The 18,159-nt window shown below is 58.0% G+C and carries 17 protein-coding genes; 8 read left to right on the top strand and 9 right to left on the bottom strand.

The features are described from left to right. On the top strand, positions 1–1,519 hold a 1,519-nt coding region (locus E1297_RS10895; protein WP_196223273.1), incomplete at its 5' end, for an FG-GAP-like repeat-containing protein. Between the two features lie 168 nt (positions 1,520–1,687). Here the strand turns inward: E1297_RS10895 and E1297_RS10890 are convergent. Further along, positions 1,688–2,506, bottom strand: coding sequence for an alpha/beta fold hydrolase (locus E1297_RS10890; protein ID WP_155137920.1), 819 nt, complete (start codon positions 2,504–2,506; stop codon positions 1,688–1,690). Positions 2,507–2,553: 47 nt separating this feature from the next. Here E1297_RS10890 and E1297_RS10885 point away from each other — a divergent pair, with 47 nt between their 5' ends. Together E1297_RS10885 and E1297_RS10880 are read left to right on the top strand one after the other, a co-directional pair. Continuing rightward, the gene (locus tag E1297_RS10885; protein ID WP_155137918.1) at positions 2,554–2,880 is read left to right on the top strand and encodes a helix-turn-helix transcriptional regulator; all 327 of its coding nucleotides are present in this window, start codon (positions 2,554–2,556) and stop codon (positions 2,878–2,880) included. A gap of 222 nt (positions 2,881–3,102) precedes the next feature. Beyond that, positions 3,103–4,011, top strand: coding sequence for a sulfotransferase domain-containing protein (locus E1297_RS10880; RefSeq protein ID WP_155137916.1), 909 nt, complete (start codon positions 3,103–3,105; stop codon positions 4,009–4,011). A gap of 20 nt (positions 4,012–4,031) precedes the next feature. On the opposite strand, the gene E1297_RS10875 is transcribed toward E1297_RS10880, so the two are convergent. The 3 genes from E1297_RS10875 to E1297_RS10865 form a co-directional block, all read right to left on the bottom strand. Next, entirely contained in the window at positions 4,032–5,243 is a 1,212-nt protein-coding gene (locus tag E1297_RS10875; RefSeq protein ID WP_155137914.1) for a mandelate racemase/muconate lactonizing enzyme family protein, read from the bottom strand. 247 nt (positions 5,244–5,490) lie between these two features. After that, positions 5,491–6,981, bottom strand: a complete 1,491-nt coding sequence (locus E1297_RS10870; RefSeq protein ID WP_155137912.1) for an aldehyde dehydrogenase family protein — start codon at positions 6,979–6,981, stop codon at positions 5,491–5,493. Further along, positions 6,978–8,600 (bottom strand): GMC family oxidoreductase, encoded by a 1,623-nt coding sequence (locus E1297_RS10865; protein WP_155137910.1) that lies wholly within the window; start codon positions 8,598–8,600, stop codon positions 6,978–6,980. The genes E1297_RS10870 and E1297_RS10865 overlap by 4 nt, the downstream gene beginning before the upstream one ends. Before the next feature lie 113 nt (positions 8,601–8,713). Between E1297_RS10865 and E1297_RS10860 the strand changes: the two genes are divergently transcribed. Next, a complete protein-coding gene (locus tag E1297_RS10860; RefSeq protein WP_155137908.1) occupies positions 8,714–9,607 on the top strand; it encodes a LysR substrate-binding domain-containing protein in 894 nt (297 codons plus the stop codon). Here E1297_RS10860 and E1297_RS10855 read toward each other — a convergent pair. Further along, positions 9,604–9,816 carry a hypothetical protein gene (locus E1297_RS10855; RefSeq protein ID WP_155137906.1) on the bottom strand — a complete coding sequence of 71 codons (213 nt, stop codon included), beginning with the start codon at positions 9,814–9,816 and terminating at the stop codon, positions 9,604–9,606. The two genes, E1297_RS10860 and E1297_RS10855, sit on opposite strands and share 4 nt — an antisense overlap. Positions 9,817–9,888: 72 nt before the next feature. Here E1297_RS10855 and E1297_RS10850 point away from each other — a divergent pair, with 72 nt between their 5' ends. The 4 genes from E1297_RS10850 (at position 9,889) to E1297_RS10835 (ending at position 14,471) form a co-directional block, all read left to right on the top strand. Continuing rightward, positions 9,889–10,653, top strand: coding sequence for a hydroxypyruvate isomerase family protein (locus E1297_RS10850; RefSeq protein WP_155137904.1), 765 nt, complete (start codon positions 9,889–9,891; stop codon positions 10,651–10,653). A gap of 218 nt (positions 10,654–10,871) precedes the next feature. Beyond that, positions 10,872–12,191: an FAD-binding oxidoreductase gene (locus E1297_RS10845; RefSeq protein WP_155137902.1), complete on the top strand. Its 1,320-nt coding sequence runs from the start codon at positions 10,872–10,874 to the stop codon at positions 12,189–12,191. Between the two features lie 5 nt (positions 12,192–12,196). Continuing rightward, a complete protein-coding gene (locus E1297_RS10840) occupies positions 12,197–13,522 on the top strand; it encodes an FAD-binding oxidoreductase (protein ID WP_155137900.1) in 1,326 nt (441 codons plus the stop codon). 88 nt (positions 13,523–13,610) lie between these two features. Beyond that, positions 13,611–14,471: an SDR family oxidoreductase gene (locus E1297_RS10835; RefSeq protein ID WP_155137898.1), complete on the top strand. Its 861-nt coding sequence runs from the start codon at positions 13,611–13,613 to the stop codon at positions 14,469–14,471. Between the two features lie 95 nt (positions 14,472–14,566). Here E1297_RS10835 and E1297_RS10830 read toward each other — a convergent pair whose 3' ends face one another. The 4 genes from E1297_RS10830 to E1297_RS10810 all read right to left on the bottom strand — a co-directional run. Beyond that, positions 14,567–14,962, bottom strand: a complete 396-nt coding sequence (locus E1297_RS10830) for a hypothetical protein (RefSeq protein WP_155137896.1) — start codon at positions 14,960–14,962, stop codon at positions 14,567–14,569. 319 nt (positions 14,963–15,281) lie between these two features. Continuing rightward, positions 15,282–16,016 carry a hypothetical protein gene (locus E1297_RS10825; protein WP_155137894.1) on the bottom strand — a complete coding sequence of 245 codons (735 nt, stop codon included), beginning with the start codon at positions 16,014–16,016 and terminating at the stop codon, positions 15,282–15,284. A 343-nt stretch (positions 16,017–16,359) separates the two neighbouring features. Further along, entirely contained in the window at positions 16,360–17,592 is a 1,233-nt protein-coding gene (locus tag E1297_RS50270; RefSeq protein ID WP_244327720.1) for a GNAT family N-acetyltransferase, read from the bottom strand. Between the two features lie 84 nt (positions 17,593–17,676). Beyond that, on the bottom strand, positions 17,677–18,159 hold a 483-nt coding region (locus E1297_RS10810), incomplete at its 5' end, for an NUDIX hydrolase (RefSeq protein WP_155137892.1).

Here is an 18,159-nt window from a genome sequence, read left to right as displayed (position 1 = left end):
GCTGGATGTCTATGTCAATGACGTCAAGGTCGCAGGGTTGGACACGGTAACGCTTGACGAAATCAGCGCGGAAGACGGAACCGGGGTGGTTATCGAAGGTGAGGAAGATGGCGATCACACAGGCATCGCTGCTGCAGCCGGTGATTTTAACGGAGATGGCTATACCGACTTCGTGATTTCTGCAGATGGCACAGATGATGAGGAAGGGAGCGTTTATCTGATTTACGGTGAAGAAGGCGGGCTGCCGGATATCGACCTTTCTGATGTTGCTGATGGGATTGGCGGATTCGAAATCACACCCGAAACAGACGGCGAAGATATCGCGATAGGTGAGCATGTGGCTTTCGGCGATTTCAACGGTGATGGGTATGAGGACTTGTTGATCGCAGGCTATGGTACTGACGCCTATGTGGTTTTAGGAACAGGTGAACCGCTTGACTCCGTTAGTCTCGACGATGTTGCGACTGGGGAAGGGGGTTTTAAGCTGTCATACGAGGTCGATCCGGACATTGTTCTTGGGGATGTCTCCGTGACAACCGTGGATCTTGATGCCGATGGTTATGATGAACTGGTGATCGGGTTTGATGATGAAAACACGGAGGATGAAACAAACGGTGATGTCTACGTTGTAGAAGGTTCAGCCGACGTTCCCGATGCGATCTACTACGAGGACATCGAGAACGGCGATGGCGGTTTCGCGTTTACCACTGATGGAGAGCAGATTGGGAGAGGTTGGAGTTTGTCTTCCGGCGATGTGAATGGTGATGGATTTGAAGACCTTGTCCTCGGCGCTCAAACAGCCTCGCCGGATTCTGACAGTGACATAGAAACAGGCGGTGCCTACATCTTTTACGGATCGGAAAGCCTTCCCGATGTTACCGAAGCGATCAACCTGACTGAAAGCGCCGACGGTGAAACCGTTACCAAGATCGTAGGCATCACGGATACCTACGATGGTGACGGTATCGGCGGTTCGGTTGCCGCCAATGGCGATGTCAACGGAGATGGTTATGACGATATCCTGCTGCCAACGCAATACACTGCCGATGGAACTGCGTTTGTAATCCTGGGCGGGGAAGACCTGGGAGCTGTTATCGAACTCGAAAACATAGTCGAGGGCGACGGCGGCTACGCAATCCAGTTTGAGGATTCTTCTACCAAATACTATACCGGGACCGTGGCAATGGGGGACGCGAATGGTGATGGTTATGACGACCTCATCATTACGACTTACGACCTGGATGATGATGACCTTGATAACCAAGTATATGTTGTCTTCGGACAGGAAGAGGTCCCGTCAGGCTTGTATTTTGAGAACGTTGCAGAAGGTGTCGGAGGTTTCACGATGTCTGCATCCGACGAGAGTGATTTTGGTGAATACAGTCTTGTTAGCGGATTTGATCTTAACAACGACGGAATTGAGGACATATTCGCTGGCGCTCCATATGTTGAATATGACGATGCCCCGGGAACAGGCTACATCATCTACGGCAGCAATGACTGGGAAGACTTTGCCTGAGGCGAATTCGTGAGGTGAGGGCAATGCAGCAGCGCAATTGACCGGCTGGTTTGCTTCCATATTGACTTGCTTGGATGGACGGCGGGTATTTCCGCCGTCTTTTCCGTTCAGGCAAAAAACCGGCGGGATGTTTGGCGGCTGGTAGTGTCAATGTTCTCCCGATTGGTCTCACCCCTTTGACACTTGCCTCAACACAGCGGCAACGATGGCTTCCGGGCGATCTTCCTGTACCAGATGCCCGGCTCCGGGGATGGGCTGGCAGGGGCTCTTGCTGACAAGCTGTGCGAGCGCATGGCCCTTTTCGATTGGTATCCAGGTATCTTCTTCGCCCCATAGCACCCGGACCGGGCAATCGAGCGGCGCAAGGAGCCGTTCGATTTCATCTGTATAACGCTGATCCATCTGGGCGATCTGCCGGTAAAAGGCGGGTTGACCGGCCGGGCCGCACCAGGGGGCGGAATAGATTTCGACGGCTTCTTCGGTCAGTGGCTGATGCGCAGCGGTTTGCAGATAGGTCCTGAGCAGCGCCCGGTGCATATAATCGGGCATGCCGGAAAAGGCGGCTTCATGCGCGCGGACATGCTGGACAAAGGGTGAGCCCCAGGGCTTGAGGGCGACCGCATTGAAGATGATCAGCGAAGCATAGAGCAGGCCATTGAGGAAATGGCCGCGCAAGGCTGTTGCGCCGCCAAAGTCATGGGCAAGCACATGGGGCCGGTCCAGCGCCCATTCCCTGAAAAGGGCGGCAAACACCCGGTTCTGCATTCCGAGCGACACGTCTTGGCCGGGGCGCATTTCCGACTGGCCATATCCTGCGAGATCGAAAACATAGACTTCCAACTCCTCAGCCAGAAGCGGCACGATCCGGCGCCAGACCTGTGATGAAAACGGCGTGCCGTGAATCGCGACCAGTGGCGGTCCGTCACCAAAAACGCCCCACCGGATGGCGTTGCCTTCGATGATCGAGGTGTTCGGCAAGTCCAGCATGCTGCCTCCCATATTGTCATTTGGCTAATTGACTATATGATAGGCCGATGGACAGATCAACACAACTGAAGGCGATGGCCAGCGCACCCCGGATGCAGATCCTGAAACTGCTGGCAGATCCGGAAACCCGTTTTTCCGGGCAATGGTCGGCAGATCCGGCCGCATTCGGCGTCTGTATGACCCTGATCGCGCAAGCGCTTGGCATTGCCCAGCCCACAGCCAGCCGTCATCTGGATCTTTTGAAACAGGCGGGTTTCATCACCGTGCGCCGGCATCAGAAATGGTCCTACTGCCAGCGCAACGAGGTGGTGATTGCCGATTTTCTGGACTGGCTGGGGCGTGAAATGCGTGTGGAAGCGCATGAAGACAGTTGAGTTGCAGGCTGGTGAGGCAGCATCAACCCTCCCGCTATGATCAAGCGAAATGGCGCAAGCGCGAAGGCTGATCAGGCGACGCTATTAAAACCGGCCCGTCGAACCGAACCTTGTTGCGGGTTGGCCATCACTTTCCGACAGGAAGGGCATCTTTGCGTCAGTTGATTGGCGCAGGTTGACACCCCATCTCCAGAAGTGATCGACAACGGCGGAGAAGTGGATATGTGTTCGACGGGCCTTCTGCCGGAAAAAACCCGGGAACTTCACAATCACCATTTCGATTCGACTGTCTGGAACGACTTCAGGTTTCGTCGTGACGATATTATCATGGCAAGTTATTGCAAGTCGGGTTCGACGTGGATGCAACAAATCGTCGGGCAGCTGATCTTCGATGGTGATCCCGATGTTTCGGTCGCTGATCTGTCGCCTTGGCTCGACCTTCGGGTGCCGTCTGCAGACATGAAACTCGCTGCGCTTGAGGTGCAAACCTACCGGCGGTTTATCAAGACCCACTTGCCTGTTGACGCACTCGTCTTCTCCGATACCGCGAAATACACATTCATTGCGCGAGACGGCCGCGACGTTGTCTGGAGCTTGTGGAACCACTACGTCAATGCCAACGACATGTGGTATTCGACCCTAAACGATGCGCCGGGGCGGGTTAGGCCCGCTCTGCAGCGGCCAACGGGGGACGCCGTCGACTTCTTCCGGAACTGGCTTGCCCGGGATGGTGAGCCGTTTTGGTCAATCTGGGACACGCTGCGTTCATGGTGGGCGCTTCGTGAATTGCCGAATGTTTTTTTCATTCACTCTGCAGATCTGAAGGCTGACCGGGAGGCGGCGATCCGGCGCCTCGCTGATTTTCTGGAAATGGACAAAAGTGACGCTGTGATCTCCGCCGCTGTGGCCCATTCCGGATTTGACTGGATGAAGGCCAATGCAGAGAAGGCCGCGCCGCTTCGTGGTATTTTTTGGGAAGGCGGTGCGCAGAGCTTCATTTACAAGGGAACGAACAACCGTTGGCAGGGAATTCTGCCGGATGAGGACAGCAAGGCCTATGAGGCGCGTGCGGAAGCCGAGCTGGGCCCGGCTTGTGCGCACTGGTTAAAAACGGGCGAGCTTCCGGCTTAAGGTTTTCTGCGCGGGTTCTATCACAACGGCAGGGCCGGGGTTTCCTGAAAACCGAGATGAAGCTCCGTGCCGAGATAGGGGTTTGCGCGGGCGACCTCCTCATTGAGATCGTGGCCAAGTCCCGGTTCCGGGGAGGGGAGGATGTAGCCGTTTTCCCAGCGGATCGGATGGTTGAGAAGCTCGGAGAAGAAGCCGTCGAAGGTCCGGATTGATTCCAGCACCAGAAAATTCGGGCTGCAGGTGGCAAGCTGGATGTTGGCGGCAGCGACCAGCGGTCCGCAATAAAGATGCGGCGCGATTTGGGCCGAGTGGCACTCGGCCATGCCGGCAATTTTCTTCGCTTCGAGCAAACCGCCCACCCGGCCGAGGTTCATTTGCAGGATCGAGGCCGCGCCTGCCGCCAGAACCCGTGAGAACTCGTACTTTGTACAAAGCCGCTCGCCGGTCGCCACCGGGATTGATGTGGCGTTTGCGACCCTGGCCATGTCTTCAGGGGACTCTGGCGGGATCGGCTCTTCGAACCACAACGGATCGTAGGCCTCAAGCCGACGGGCCAGCCGCTTGGCGCCCGACACCGTAAACTGGCCATGGGTGCCGAACAGCAGGTCTGCGCTGGTGCCGATCGCAGCCCGGATTTCCCGGCAGAAGCTTTCAGACCGCTCAAGGTCCTCAAGACTTGGCTGGTGGCCGTCATAGATCGTGTAGGCCCCTGCGGGATCGAACTTTACCGCGGTAAAGCCTTGCTCCACGGCCTTCACCGCTGCCTCTGCTGCCAGGTGGGGATCGTTGTAGACATTGGGTTTGGCCGGGTCCGGATAGACGTCGCCTGCCGGTGGATACAGATAGGTGTAGGAGCGCAGCCTTTCATGCACCTGGCCGCCGAGAAGCTCGTAAACGGGCTTGCCCGCCGCCTTGCCGATTATGTCCCAGCAAGCCATTTCCAGACTGCTCAGGACCCCCATCACCGTAACATCCGGGCGCATGGTGTAGCCTGCGCCGTAGGTCTTGTGCCACAGCCGCTCGATGTGATGCGGGTCGGCGCCTTCGAACTGGCGGGCAAACACGTCCTCGGCCATTTTTGCGACCAGGCCGGGGGAAAAGGTGGCGTTATAGATTTCGCCATAGCCGGTGATGCCGCAGGCGGTCTGCAGCTTGACGAAGATGAAGTACCTGCCGCCATGGCGCGGCGGCGGATTTCCGACCACGAAGGTTTCGATTGTCTGGAGCTGCATGGTTGGAGCTTTCGTATGACCAATGAACCAATTGGGGCATTTAAGAAGGCGGATTTCAAGTCTTGCGTGCCGCCATCCCGGTCAGGCGCTCGCGCGAGACGGGATCGGTGCACCGGGGAAATAACCGATATCCGGGGCTCTCCGATCCCGGATCGTCGCTGCGCTCTGTCCGGGATGACAAAAGGGCGATTTGCGCGGCAAAGCTCCAGCGACGGGACTTTATGGCGCAAGTTGGCAGATTGGTACTCTAGCTCGCATTGGAAATCGTGATGCTCTTCACCTTGGTATAGGCGTCGAGGCCTTCCCAGCCTTTTTCGCGTCCAAAGCCGGACTTGTGGTTGCCGCCAAATGGCAGTTCGATGCCGCCGGCCCAATAGTCGTTGACCGAGACCTGACCGCAATCGAGCGCGGCTGCAACGCGCATCGCCCGGCCGACATCACGGGTATAGACGCTGCCGATCAGACCAAATTCCGTTCCATTGGCAAGCCGGATCGCGTCTTCTTCCTTGTCGAACACCTGAACCGCCAGCACCGGACCGAAAATCTCTTCCTGTACAGCCGGATCGTCCAGCGGCAGGTCGGCGATTATGGTCGGCTCGAAGAACCAGCCGAGACCGGTTTCGAGATCGGTGGTCGTGTTGCCGCCGGTCAGGATGTCCCGGCCGCGCGCCTTGGCCGCGTCGACATGGGCCTTGATCCGGCCGAGATGCAGGTCGGAATTGACCGCGCCCATATCCGGATTTTTGAGCCCGTGGCCGACTTTCAGCGCCTTTGCCTTTTGAACCAGCAGGTCAATGACATCATCGCGGATCGACCTGTGCACAATGAGGCGCGAGCCTGCCGAACAGATCTGACCGGAATTGGAAAAAATCGCCCAGAACGATCCGTCGGCAACCTTTTCCGGGTCTGCGTCTTCGAATGCGATCAACGGCGACTTGCCGCCAAGTTCCAGTGTCAGCCGGGTAACATTGGGGGCGGCCATCTGCATGACATTGACACCGGTGTTGACCGAACCGGTAAAGGTCAGCTGCCTGATACGCGGGTCCTTGGCCATTTGCGCGCCGACGTCCGACCCCAGTCCCGTCACCACGTTGACCAGCCCGTCGGGTACGCCGGCGTCGCTCAGGAGTTCGGCCATCACAAGAGCGGTGTAGGGTGTCGTTTCAGCCGGTTTTGCAACGACGGAACACCCGGCGGCAAGGGCAGGGGCGACCCCGCGGGCAAAGGTCGAGGTCGGATAGTTCCACGGAATGATATGGCCGGTCACACCGACCGGTTCGCGCACGGTGAAGGCGGTGTTGGCCGGTCCCAGATTGACAGACCGCCCGTCGAGCTTGTCGGCAGCCCCGGCATAATATTCAAACAGCCGCGCGGAGCCTGCGACATCGCCTTGCGCCTCGGCGAGCGTCTTGCCGCTGTCGACGGTTTCAAGCACGGCCAGCCGGTCGGTATTGTCGCGGAACACGCGGGCAACCTCGTTCAGGATCCGGCAGCGTTCGGATGGCGCGACTGTCCGCCAATGGGCGGCGGCCTTTTCGGCAGACGCGATGGCCCTGTCCATGTCGGCGGCGCTTCCGAGGGTGAATGTGCCGAAAGCTTCCGCTCGGGCGGGGTCAAAGCTCTCCATCATTTTGCCGGAGGAGCCGGCAACGGACTTGCCATCAATGAAATGGCCGCCGGGCAGGTTTCCGATCCGGCCGGACTGGAGATAGCTGTCGGCAAGTTGCTGGGCGCTCATGAAAGAACTCGCTTTCTGTCTTCTAGAACCATGCTTGCGCCCTTGAGCGCCAGCATCATGGTCGGGGCATTGGTATTACCCGAAGTGATATTCGGAAAGGCAGACGCGTCAATCACCCTGAGGCGATCAACACCGTGAACCTTCAAGCGGTTGTCGGTGACCGAGCTTTCCGGATCCACGCCCATGCGGCAGGTGGATACCGGGTGAAACACGGTGGTGGCGCGCTCCCGGAAATCGGCGAGAAGCGCGTCATCGTTGAGGGACATCAGATCAGGTCCGGCGGGCGCCTTGGCAAGCCGTTTGAGAGCCTGTGTGTTCATGATCGACTGGCACAAGCGGCCTCCCGCGACGACTGCGCGCCTGTCTTCCTCTGTCGAGAGTGAATTCGGCCGGATCAAGGGAGCCTGGGCCGGGTCGGCGCCTGCGATATCGATCCGCCCCCGGCTGGTCGGACGGGTTGGCTGGGCGCAAATGAGAAACCCGGGAAACCGGTCGATCATCACCTTGGTGCGCGATCCTTCGGCGATGACCCTGTAACTGACAGGGTTGAAATAGAGCTGCTGATCTGCCCGGTTGAGCTTTGGACAGCTCCGGACGAACCCGCCGCACTGATTGACGCTCAGGGACAGCGGGCCTTTCCGGTTCCAAAGATAGGCCCATGCTGCTCCGGCCTTTCCCGGTAGGGTCGCCAGAGTGCCGTTGAGTGTTGGTTCGTTCGCCTCGAATGTGTAGCTGACACCGACATGATCCTGAAGGTTGCCACCAACGTTGGGATTGTCTGTCAGTACCGGAAGTCCAAGATCGCGCAGGATCTCTCCCGGTCCGATGCCCGACAACTGCAGGATCTGCGGGGACCCGATGGCGCCTGCCGCCAGAATGACTTCGGCCCTCGCGGTAAACTGGCGTCCATCGGTCAGTTCTATCCCGTTGGCAAGCCCGTCGCGAATGACAACACGCCGCACATGGGCCCTGGTCAGGATGGTCAGGTTTGCCCGCTTCTTCGCGGTGCCGAGATAGGCGCGCGCCGAGGAGCAGCGCATGCCGTCCTTGGTATTGATCCGGTAGATGCCGCCACCTTCAGGATCATCGCCGTTCATGTTGCCGGTGACAGGCAGACCGATTTCCTTGAGGCCATCGAAGAAATGGCGATTGACCGGATGGATCTGGTCGCACACATCCTGAACATGCAAGGGGCCGCTTCCGGATCTGGTGTTGTCGGCTGAGACTTGTGTTTCCAGCGCCTCGAACCAGGGTTTGACGCTGTGCCAGTCCCAGCCCTTGGCTCCTGAGGCTGCCCAGTCGTCAAAATCGGACGGCAGACCCCGGCAATAGACCATGGCATTGATCGAACCGGAACCGCCGATCAGACGTCCGCGCGGCCATTTGATCCGGCGCCCGGCAAGACCCGCGTCCGGTTCCGTCAGGAACTGCCAGGTGCGGTTCGGGTCGGTATGGAGCTTGCCGTAGCCAAGCGGAAGCGACACCCAGGGCGAACGATCACTGCCGCCTGCCTCCAGCAACAGGACGCGTATCGACGGGTCTCGCGAAAGCTGCTCGGCCAGGATACAGCCTGCCGATCCGGCTCCTGCAATGATGTAGTCGAAGCTGTTGTCGTCCATGTGCCTAACCGGTCCAGAACGGATCACTACCCATTAAAGTTGCAGTGCAGGCTCGATTTTGAAAACGAAAAATGATTTGGTCTGACCTTGGAATATTTTGAAGGAAGGGTTGGATGAGCCAAAACCTGCCGCCGCTCAACTGGCTACGCGCATTCGAGGCATCGGCCCGGCTCGGCAACTTCACCCGTGCGGCGGAAGAATTACTGATCACACCGGCAGCGGTCAGCTATCAGGTCCGGTCGCTGGAGGAACATCTCGGCTATCCGCTGTTTGACCGCAATCACCGGGTTCTGGAGCTGACACGGCTCGGCCAGACCTATCTGCCGTCCGTAGCCAAGGCCTTTGCCGATCTGTCGATTGCCACTGTCAGCGTGTTTGGTCAGCGCGACGTCCGGCCGGTGCGCTTCCGGTGTCTCAACAGCTTTGGCCAGCTCTGGATGATCCCGCGCTGGAAGCGGTTCCACGAAACTCATCCGGATATCCCGCTTCAGATGATTTCCGCCTCATGGGCGGAGACGCTGAACCCGGACCAGCTCGGGATTGACATCCGTTTCGGGGACGGCAGCTGGAGCGACGGGGTGGTGGAGCTTCTCTACAACGATCCCGTCATTCCGGTCTGTCATCCCGAATTGGCACTGGCCTGGACCGGAGATTTGCTTGGCCAGCTTGCGGAGGCTCCACGGCTCGACATCATGGGAGTGCTCGATACGTGGGAGAGTTTTTTCCGGACATTTGACCGGGATCCGGGGGAGCGTATTTCAGGATTGCAGGTGGACCAGACGCTGTCCGCCCTGGAGTTGGCGGCGCAAGGTCTGGGGCATGCGCTTGTTCTGGAAAGCCTCGCCAGGCCTTATTTGGATGACGGGCGTCTGATGCGCTCCTGTAACCACAGGATTATCAGCGCGCACAGCCATTATCTGGTAACGCCCGGTCCGCGCCGCGCCCTCAGCCTCGAAGCACAGGTGTTTTGCGATTGGTTGAAGACGGAGGTGTCCGAGCCCTCTTAGGGCTTGTCCAAATCCCCGTTTTCACTGTCTTGCCGCGGGTAGCTGATCAGAAACGACCAGATTGCATAGGCCGCGATGGCCAGTGTGATCAGACCCCAGGTCTGATCGTCGTTGTAGAACTCAACGCCTGCCCAGCCGAAACAGAACAGGACCAGAAGAATTCGGCGCCACAACGGTCTGAGAAACGGATGGGAGGTGTGGTTGGTCATGGTTTTATGGCTTGCGTGGTTGATGCTTGTCCTATCCACTAGGCAACCCGTTCCCGTTTGGAAAGACTGAACATGGCCCGTTTTTCGGCAAATCTCGGATTTCTCTGGACAGAACTCTCGTTGCCCGAAGCAATCCGGGCCGCAAAACGTGCCGGCTTCGATGCTGTCGAATGCCATTTTCCGTATGACGTCGCGCCGGAAGACGTACGGGCCGCCCTTGCCGAGACCGGTCTCACCATGCTGTCGCTGAACACCCGGCCCGGTAACATGTCTTCCGGTGAGTTCGGATTGTGTGGTTTGCCGGGCCGGGAAGAGGAGGCTCAGGCAGTCATCGATCAGGCCGTTGCCTATGCATCTGAAATCGGGGCGGGTGCGGTCCATGTCATGGCAGGCAAGGCCTTGGGCGAGGCGGCCCGGACAACCTTCAAGGCGAACCTTCGACATGCGGCAGCGGTGGGCGGCGCGGCCGGTGTCAACATCCTGATCGAACCGCTCAACAGCCGGGATGTGCCGGGATACCTGGTGGGGTCGGTGACGCAGGCGGCCGCTTTGATCACGGAACTCGAGCTTCCAAACCTGAAACTTCTGTTTGATTGCTATCACGTGCAAATCATTGAGGGAGACCTGACAGTCAAGCTTGAACACCTGCTGCCGATGATCGGGCATGTTCAGATCGCCGCTGTTCCGGACCGGGGCGAACCGGATACCGGGGAAGTTGATTACCGGTACATCGTCAACTTTCTGGACGGCCTCGGATACACCGGCTTTATTGGCGCCGAATACAAGCCGCGCGGACATGTCGAAGATGGCCTCGGATGGCTGGAGCAACTTCGATAGTCCGGTTGCCCCGCTTCGTTTGGGAGGTGCGGGAGGCAGGCGATGGCTCGGGTCTTTGCGCTGTGCATGCCACATGTCCGGCGGCCATTTGACCGGGCGGCTTGCCTGATTGATTCGTGATCACAAAATTCACTTGCAAATCCGGTTCGCCATGAAACAAGGTGCCGCGCTGGTCCCAACCGCGCGGCCAACGACAAAACTCCCTCTCAGGTCCGTAAATGCTCAAGTCTCTCGATCTCCTGACCGCCAACGACAAGCAGGGTGCCTATCCTCCGTCCTACTACGCAGCAACAGCCAACCGTTCGAATGACTATCCGCGGCTTGAATCGAATTTCACGTGCGACGTCTGCGTGATCGGCGGCGGGTATACCGGTCTGTCGAGCGCACTGCATCTGGCTCAACGCGGCTACAAGGTGGCGCTGCTCGAGGCACACAAGGTTGGCTGGGGGGCTTCCGGCCGCAACGGCGGTCAGATCGGCCCTGGTCAGCGGGTCGAACAGACGGCACTGGAACAACAATACGGCATGGCCCATGCCAAGGCCCTGTGGGACTTGTCGCTGCAATCGATGAGCCTGCTTTTGCAGCTTGTCCGTGACCATGAAATCGCATGTGATCTCAAACCGGGTGTTCTGCATGCCGAACACAGGCAAGACCGGGTCGGCGAAAGCCGCGACTATGTCGAACATCTGGCGCGTGTCTACAATTATGACAATGCGGAGTTCGTGGATCGCGACAAGATCCAGCACATGGTCGGCAGCCCTTCCTATTTTGGCGGCATGGTCGACTGGGGCGCCGGGCATCTGCATCCCCTGAACTACGCGCTGGGGCTCGCCACTGCGGCGGAGGCGGCTGGTGTGCGGATCTTCGAAAACAGCAAGGTGGTGGGCTACGAGGCTGGCGACACGGTCACGGTTGCAACCGAAACCGGCTCGGTTCAGGCCGGCTTTCTGGTCTTCGGCTGCAACGGTTATCTGGGGAGGCTCGACGGCACAACGGCGGCGCATGTCATGCCGATCAACAATTTCATCGTCGCGACCGAACCCTTTTCCGAAGAGGATGCGCGCAGCCTGATCCGGGACAGGGTGGCCGTAGCCGACAGCAAGTTCGTGATCAACTACTTCCGTCTGTCGGCCGACAACCGGCTCCTGTTCGGGGGTGGGGAAACCTATGGCTACCGGTTTCCTTCCGACATCAGGGAATTTGTCCGCAAGCCCATGACAGAGATCTATCCGCAATTGAAGGACATCCGGATCGATTATGGCTGGGGCGGCACTTTGGCAATCACGGCCAAGCGCATGCCCTATTTCGCGAGGATCGCTCCCAATGTCTTGACGGCCTGCGGTTATTCCGGCCACGGTGTGGCCATGGCAACCTTGGCAGGGCAGATTTGCGCCGAGGCGGTTGACGGCATTTCGGGGCGGTTCGACATATTCGAGCGCCTAAACGTTCCGGCCTTTCCGGGCGGAACGGCGCTGCGTCATCCCCTGCTGGTGCTCGCCATGACCTGGTATTCGATGCGTGACCGATTGGGGATCTGAAACACATGCCGGAACGCCCGCACCCGGACAAACTCGACATCGGCAGTTACTGGGAAACAAGCGCCGGGCGCATCATAGAAGATCCGAAATTGTTTGGAGAAGCCACGTTTGATGCAGTGGTCATCGGGGCGGGGTTTACGGGATTAAGCGCGGCGATCACGCTTGCCGGGGCTGGTGTGTCCGTTTGTGTTCTGGACGCAGCCCGCGTTGGCTGGGGCGCCTCCGGGAGGAACGGCGGGTTTTGCTGTCTGGGAGGCAGTACCCTTGATGAAGGCGAGTTGATCGGCCGCTACGGGTGGGCCGCGACCAAAGCCTTTCTGGACTATCAGCTTGAGGCAATCGATACGGTTGCGCGGCGGCTCGAGGCATTTGGAATCGATACAGATTGCCATTCTGACGGAGAAATCTATCTCGCCCATCGGCCGAAGGACTTTGACGGCTTCAAATCCGATGCGGATTTCATGCAGGAAAAATTCGGTGTCGAGACACGGGTCCTGACCCGTACTCAACTGGCTGAGGAGGGGATCTCCGGGCCCGAATTTCATGGTGGTCTGCATCTCAAAGCCGGGTTTGCGCTTAACCCCATGAAATATGTGCAGGGGCTTGCGCGGAAGGCGCGGGCACGGGGTGTCCATATCTATTCAAGGTCGCCGGTCAGCGGGATCGCGCCCGGTGAGGAAGGAACATGGGAACTGGTGGCCCCGGAGGGCCGGGTCAAGGCGGCAAAAGTCATTCTTGCGGCAAATGGTTATGCGGATGAGCAGGTGCCGGCCTGGCTTCGCGGGCGCATCATGCCGACCATGTCGAACATTCTGGTCACGCGGCCGTTATCCGCACGGGAGCAGGCTGCGCAGGGCTGGACCTCGGGTCTGATGGCGGCCGACACGCGCATGCTTCTGCACTATTTCCGTCTCCTTCCGGACGGACGTTTTTTGTTCGGAACGCGCGGTGGCCTGTCGGAACGCCCGGAGGCGCTCAAGCGCATGAAAGACAGTGCGCGGGCCGATTTCGACCGGATGTTTCCCGCCTGGAAAGACGTCGAGACTGACTATAGCTGGCACGGGCATGTGTGCCTTGCGCGTGATTTTGTGCCTTTTGTCGGTCCCATACCTGCAATGGAAGGGGTTTATGCCGCGATGGCGTGGCATGGCAGCGGGATTGCTCTTGGTTCGCTGTCCGGTGAACGCATTGCGGAAGTGGCACTCGGGCGCAGGCGGCCTGAAGACCTGCCTCAAATACTCAGTAACTCTCTAAGGAAAATACCCTTTCCAGCCCTGCGCAGTGCCTATCTCCAGGCGGCCTATTGGTGGTTCGGGTACCAAGATGCCTAGGTACTAATGCGGATGAGCTTGTGCCGGAATACAGCCGGGCTTATGTGCGGTGCACTTTAATCGACCGGTTTCTCATCTGGAGCGCATCATGCAGAAAATCGTCCTGATCACGGGCACGTCCACCGGGCTCGGCGTCAGCCTTGCCGTCAAGGCAGCACAAGCGGGTCACAAGGTCTATGCCACCATGCGCAATCTGGACAAGCGGACTGCACTCGATGAGGCTGCCGCTGTGGCAGGCGTTGCCGTCGAGGTTCTGGAACTGGACGTCCAGAAAACCGCAAGCGTCGAGGCGGCGGTCAAGCAGATCACCGATGCAGACGGCCGTATTGATGTTCTGATCAATAATGCCGGGTCGGGCTTTGTGCGGACCACGGAGCAGGCAAGTGAAAAGGACATCCAGTGGGTGATGGATGTCAATTTCATGGGTGTGGTCCGGTGCACCAAGGCGGTCCTGCCGCATATGCGGGCCCGCCGGTCCGGCCATGTCATTGCCATTTCTTCCGTAGGCGGATTGGTCGGCCAGCCGTTCAACGAGGTTTATTGCGCGGCGAAATTCGCGGTTGAGGGCTATATCGAGTCGCTGGCGAGTTATGTCGGCCCGTCTTTCGGCCTTCAGTTCACAGCTGTGGAGCCGGGAGGCATTGCAACGGAATTCGGCAATAACATCATGAAGCATGTTGCCGATACCGGCGGTCTGCTGCTGGAAGACGCCTATGCGCCGGTAATGGAGAAGTACATGTCCGGCATTCAGGGACGTCAGGGAACGGGAACCTATCAGACCCCCGACGAGGTTGCCGATGTCGTCTTGGCATGTGTTGCCAACGAGGATCCGCCCGTTCGCGTGCGCACATCCCCCTGGGCCGAAGACCTGTGCCGCTTCAAGACTGATGCCGATCCCGATGGCAAGAAGCTGCGTGCGAAGGTGGTGTCAGATTTTCTGAGCGGTTGACTTGGGAGCCGTCATTCCCGAAGCGGAGAAGGCGGGGAAGGGTCCCGCCTTGACTGCGGAAGACAGACTATCAGCTTCAGAGACAGGCCCGTCCTCTATTTGACCGTGATCTTGTAAGTGTCCTGGACCCAGCGGATGCCTGCAGCGTTTGAATAGCGTTGCATGGTGAAACCGACCTTGAATGTGTCTTCACCTTTGTAGCCGCGCTTCGGCTTGTAAACGACAGCGGTCGCTTTCACGGGCTTTCCGGCACAGCGCCCGGCTGATTCAGACAGTTTGTAGGACACGGTCCGGAACGATACCTCGCCATGCTTTGGAGCCTTGGTTACCTTGTATTGCGGGATTTCTCCCGGAAGACAGGTGGACTTGTTGAATGTCGAGTTTGCTCCGAGCACGGACACTTTGTTGGCCGGGACTTCTCTTCGAACCGTTTCAGCTGATGCCACGGTTGTGGCGGCCAACGCTGAAATGGCAGCGATCAAAAAACGCATTATATGGATCTCATTTTTATCATCAGTAAGATTACAATAATGCAATCAAATGCAATCTCAAATAGCATGACCTTAGTCGAGCGCAGTCTTACTCATATTCTCCACGAACTCTCATACGCGCTGCCGATTTGATGGCGGCTTCCACAAAGGTGGGCTGGCCTTGGCCTGCGACACAGCACAGTTGCGCGACGCATACATCCAGAGAAATGCTCGGTGAACGGGAGTATTGCTGGGGAGGCTGGGAGCACGCCTCGGTACTTTTCAATCTTGGCCGCCGCAGAGCGCTATGCGCAGCTATCAACGTTGGGATTAGACGTGCTCATGTCCCGCGATAGGGGCGCAAGGCGTCATTGAGCCGAACCTTGTTGCTAATGTTGATAACCAAAGGGCGGTCGCCCTTCATGACGTCATCATATGCTTGGCAATTGCCAGACAGGATCCGGTGCTCCAGATCGGTAAAGCGCCTGATCCAGTCTATCTGCTGACGGAGAGTTTTCTCCTGGCCGACAACGATGACGAAATCCAGCTTCATTTCGAGCGCGGTCTGGAACCCCTTCAGACCGAGCGAATCCCGAGCGGCAACATACGCTTCCTTGCTGTGGAACAGCCTTTTGCACAGCTCCGTGTCCATTGCGTAGCCGCCGATCTCGGCATAACTGAGACTAGGGGACCTCAAGACCTCCGGTAAGACGTCCCGGATATCGAAGTGACGCTTGCTCTGAAGCTGTTTGGAGGTTTTCTTCGCAAGTTTTGCATGCTGGAGCATGTATTTTTCTTCGAAAGCCAACTGGCCAGGTTGGATGTCGACATCGGGATTACGTAAGCCCGGAACAATTCTGACGCAGCCGAAAACGGTTTCGACACCGTTTTGATCCTCGGTTGAAATGACAAGAATCTTTGTTCCTGGAACGAGGTCATGCAGCGTTGGGTAGGCTTCGTATCCCTTGAAATCCCATTGGGTGCTGAACAGGCGGTTCCTCAGCTCGAAAGCCTCGATTAGCCGGTTGTCCTGCAGTTGATCTGCTCCATACAACGCGTGAGTCGTTATTTTCATCATAATACCGGATGATTTAATTAAAACCAATTCGATAACTTAATAATATTAATAAAATCAGTAAATTCGGTATTATTTACCAGTGTGAGCGTCAGATTTGTGTTGTTTTGCGTGTATCTATATAGACTTTACGATGATTGGCTCAAATGTGTGGTTGATGATTGATAATATGAAATTTTAAATACTTGTATCTATTTGGCTCTGATGCTCCCGGTATATTTCAGTTTTAACGTGTCGAGCAACCGTGAGTGCATTTTGCTAACGGCAGCAAGTTTTCGGGACGCGGGGACGTCAACGGCTTGTCATGCTTGGTGACGTTGTTTCGTGGAACTTCCAGGAACAGTCAGCTTGGATCTGACCGCAATTTCACTTGGGCAACACTGATCCGCGCCTCGATATCAAATCCGAGGCTCTGATAGAGCTTTAGGGCAGTTTCATTGTCCGCATAGGCATGGAGAAACGCTGTGTCACCGCGCGCTTCTATCTGTGCTGCGGCATGTGCCGACAATATCCTCGCGAGACCGCGCCCGCGAAAGTCGGGATGCGTGCAGACGCCGCTCACCTCCGTGTATCCATCCAGGTTGAGCCGTTCTCCGGCCATTGCGGCCAACCGCCCGCCGATCCGAATGCCCCAGAAACACCCAAGTTCGTGAGTGCGCGCGCGGAATGGTCCGGGTTTGGTCAAGTCCGCCAGCGCGCGCATTTCCGGAGCGTCCGCAGCGCCAAGTGCGATGATGCCGTGCCGCGCTGAAGGGAGTGGACATACCCGGCGTTTGACCATCAGCACACCGGGCGCGCTGGCCATGGTTTCGAGCCTGCCGGGCAGGGCGATCGTGTCTTGTTGCATGAGATAGATGCTGTCGTCGCCGGGGCGCAGCAGGTCTGCAAGGGCTTCAAGGCTATCCGGCGTGTTGTCTGCGGTTGCGGCGAACACGGCATAGTCCGGGTCGAAACGGCGGGCCCGTTCGTTGCCAATGGCAAGACCGGCCTGCCGGGAGGTGAGGGCGGACCAGACAATGCGGTTGAAGGCGCGAGATGTGGTGGACGTATTTATAAGCGCGTGACCCTTTCGTTTCGCTGCTTCGCCATGCGGTGCCAAATCTGCAACTCTTTGCGTCAATGGGCGGGCGGACAAGGCCTCTTCGAGTTGGCCGAGTTGGTTGAGCAAGGATCCCGACAAGCCGGCGCACGCCTCCGCAACAGCGGCATCGACCTTCGGCCAGAAGGTTGTCTTCAGGTTTCGGGTCAATGCTTTCCCCGCGCCGGTCAGCCGGACCTTGTGGACCCGCCTGTCGGTCTTGTCCAAGGCTGTTTCGACGAGACCCGCCGTCTTCATATTGCCGATCATCCGGGTAATACCGGGCTGGCTTTGACCAAGGGCTTCGGCAATGTCGCCAATGCTCAAGGGACCGAACCTGTCGAGGGCTGCGAGCACCGGGTTGTGCGGTGCGGGCAAGTCGATGTCGGCCAGTTCTGCCGAGACCTGTTGTGCCTGCGCCTGCAGGCGTTCGCCAAGGCGTTTAAATCGGGTGCCGAGTGTTGCATGGCCCAGTGCGCGTACAAGATCTTCAACCATTTTGCCCTCCCATTTATATAACATGATATATAGCTAGTTATATATATTCAAGCGGGCTTGCCGGGCGCTAAACTGCGCATGATTTCAGGGTGTCTGGTAACCGCGGGATTGCGCCGGTTCGAGCAAAGGCAGGGCCAGATGCAGGCAAGCGATGTGATAACTCTGCTTCAGGAAGCCCGGCGCGGCGACTTCCGCGAGTGGGGCTAGAACCACGTCGATGTCCTCTGTCTCGTCCAGAGCCTGAGCGCTGGCGGGGAAGGCGTTCCGGGCCAGAAAATAATGGACCTTGTTGGTGTGGTTGCGGCAGTTGGCATAAGCGGCCCCAAGCGTGACCATTTCCGCACACCGGTAGCCGGTTTCTTCTTGCAGTTCCCGCCGTGCCGTGTGGAGTGGCGATGCGTCTCCGTTCTCGAGCGTTCCGCCGACCAATCCTGTCAATATCTCACCCGCGCCATGCCGGTATTCGCGCACCAGCACGACTTGACCCTCTGGCGTGAGCGGCAGTACGCAGATCCAGTCCGGGTTTTCCTGGACATAAAACGATAACGTATAAAATTTTTCGCACAT

The sequence above is a fragment of the Roseibium sp. RKSG952 genome (assembly GCF_009711355.1).
Note: the sequence above shows the minus strand (reverse complement) of the source record. Positions and strands in the feature narration are given on the sequence as shown.

Bases quoted from the DNA above. Each gene is read 5' to 3' on its own strand.
- E1297_RS10825 (WP_155137894.1), bottom strand. From the start codon at position 16,016: ATGAAAATAACGACTCACGCGTTGTATGGAGCAGATCAACTGCAGGAC.
- E1297_RS10870 (WP_155137912.1), bottom strand. From the start codon at position 6,981: ATGAGCGCCCAGCAACTTGCCGACAGCTATCTCCAGTCCGGCCGGATC.
- E1297_RS50270 (WP_244327720.1), bottom strand. From the start codon at position 17,592: ATGGTTGAAGATCTTGTACGCGCACTGGGCCATGCAACACTCGGCACC.
- E1297_RS10835 (WP_155137898.1), top strand. From the start codon at position 13,611: ATGCAGAAAATCGTCCTGATCACGGGCACGTCCACCGGGCTCGGCGTC.
- E1297_RS10885 (WP_155137918.1), top strand. From the start codon at position 2,554: ATGGACAGATCAACACAACTGAAGGCGATGGCCAGCGCACCCCGGATG.
- E1297_RS10865 (WP_155137910.1), bottom strand. From the start codon at position 8,600: ATGGACGACAACAGCTTCGACTACATCATTGCAGGAGCCGGATCGGCA.
- E1297_RS10890 (WP_155137920.1), bottom strand. From the start codon at position 2,506: ATGCTGGACTTGCCGAACACCTCGATCATCGAAGGCAACGCCATCCGG.
- E1297_RS10830 (WP_155137896.1), bottom strand. From the start codon at position 14,962: ATGCGTTTTTTGATCGCTGCCATTTCAGCGTTGGCCGCCACAACCGTG.
- E1297_RS10855 (WP_155137906.1), bottom strand. From the start codon at position 9,816: ATGACCAACCACACCTCCCATCCGTTTCTCAGACCGTTGTGGCGCCGA.
- E1297_RS10845 (WP_155137902.1), top strand. From the start codon at position 10,872: ATGCTCAAGTCTCTCGATCTCCTGACCGCCAACGACAAGCAGGGTGCC.
- E1297_RS10860 (WP_155137908.1), top strand. From the start codon at position 8,714: ATGAGCCAAAACCTGCCGCCGCTCAACTGGCTACGCGCATTCGAGGCA.
- E1297_RS10880 (WP_155137916.1), top strand. From the start codon at position 3,103: ATGTGTTCGACGGGCCTTCTGCCGGAAAAAACCCGGGAACTTCACAAT.
- E1297_RS10875 (WP_155137914.1), bottom strand. From the start codon at position 5,243: ATGCAGCTCCAGACAATCGAAACCTTCGTGGTCGGAAATCCGCCGCCG.
- E1297_RS10850 (WP_155137904.1), top strand. From the start codon at position 9,889: ATGGCCCGTTTTTCGGCAAATCTCGGATTTCTCTGGACAGAACTCTCG.
- E1297_RS10840 (WP_155137900.1), top strand. From the start codon at position 12,197: ATGCCGGAACGCCCGCACCCGGACAAACTCGACATCGGCAGTTACTGG.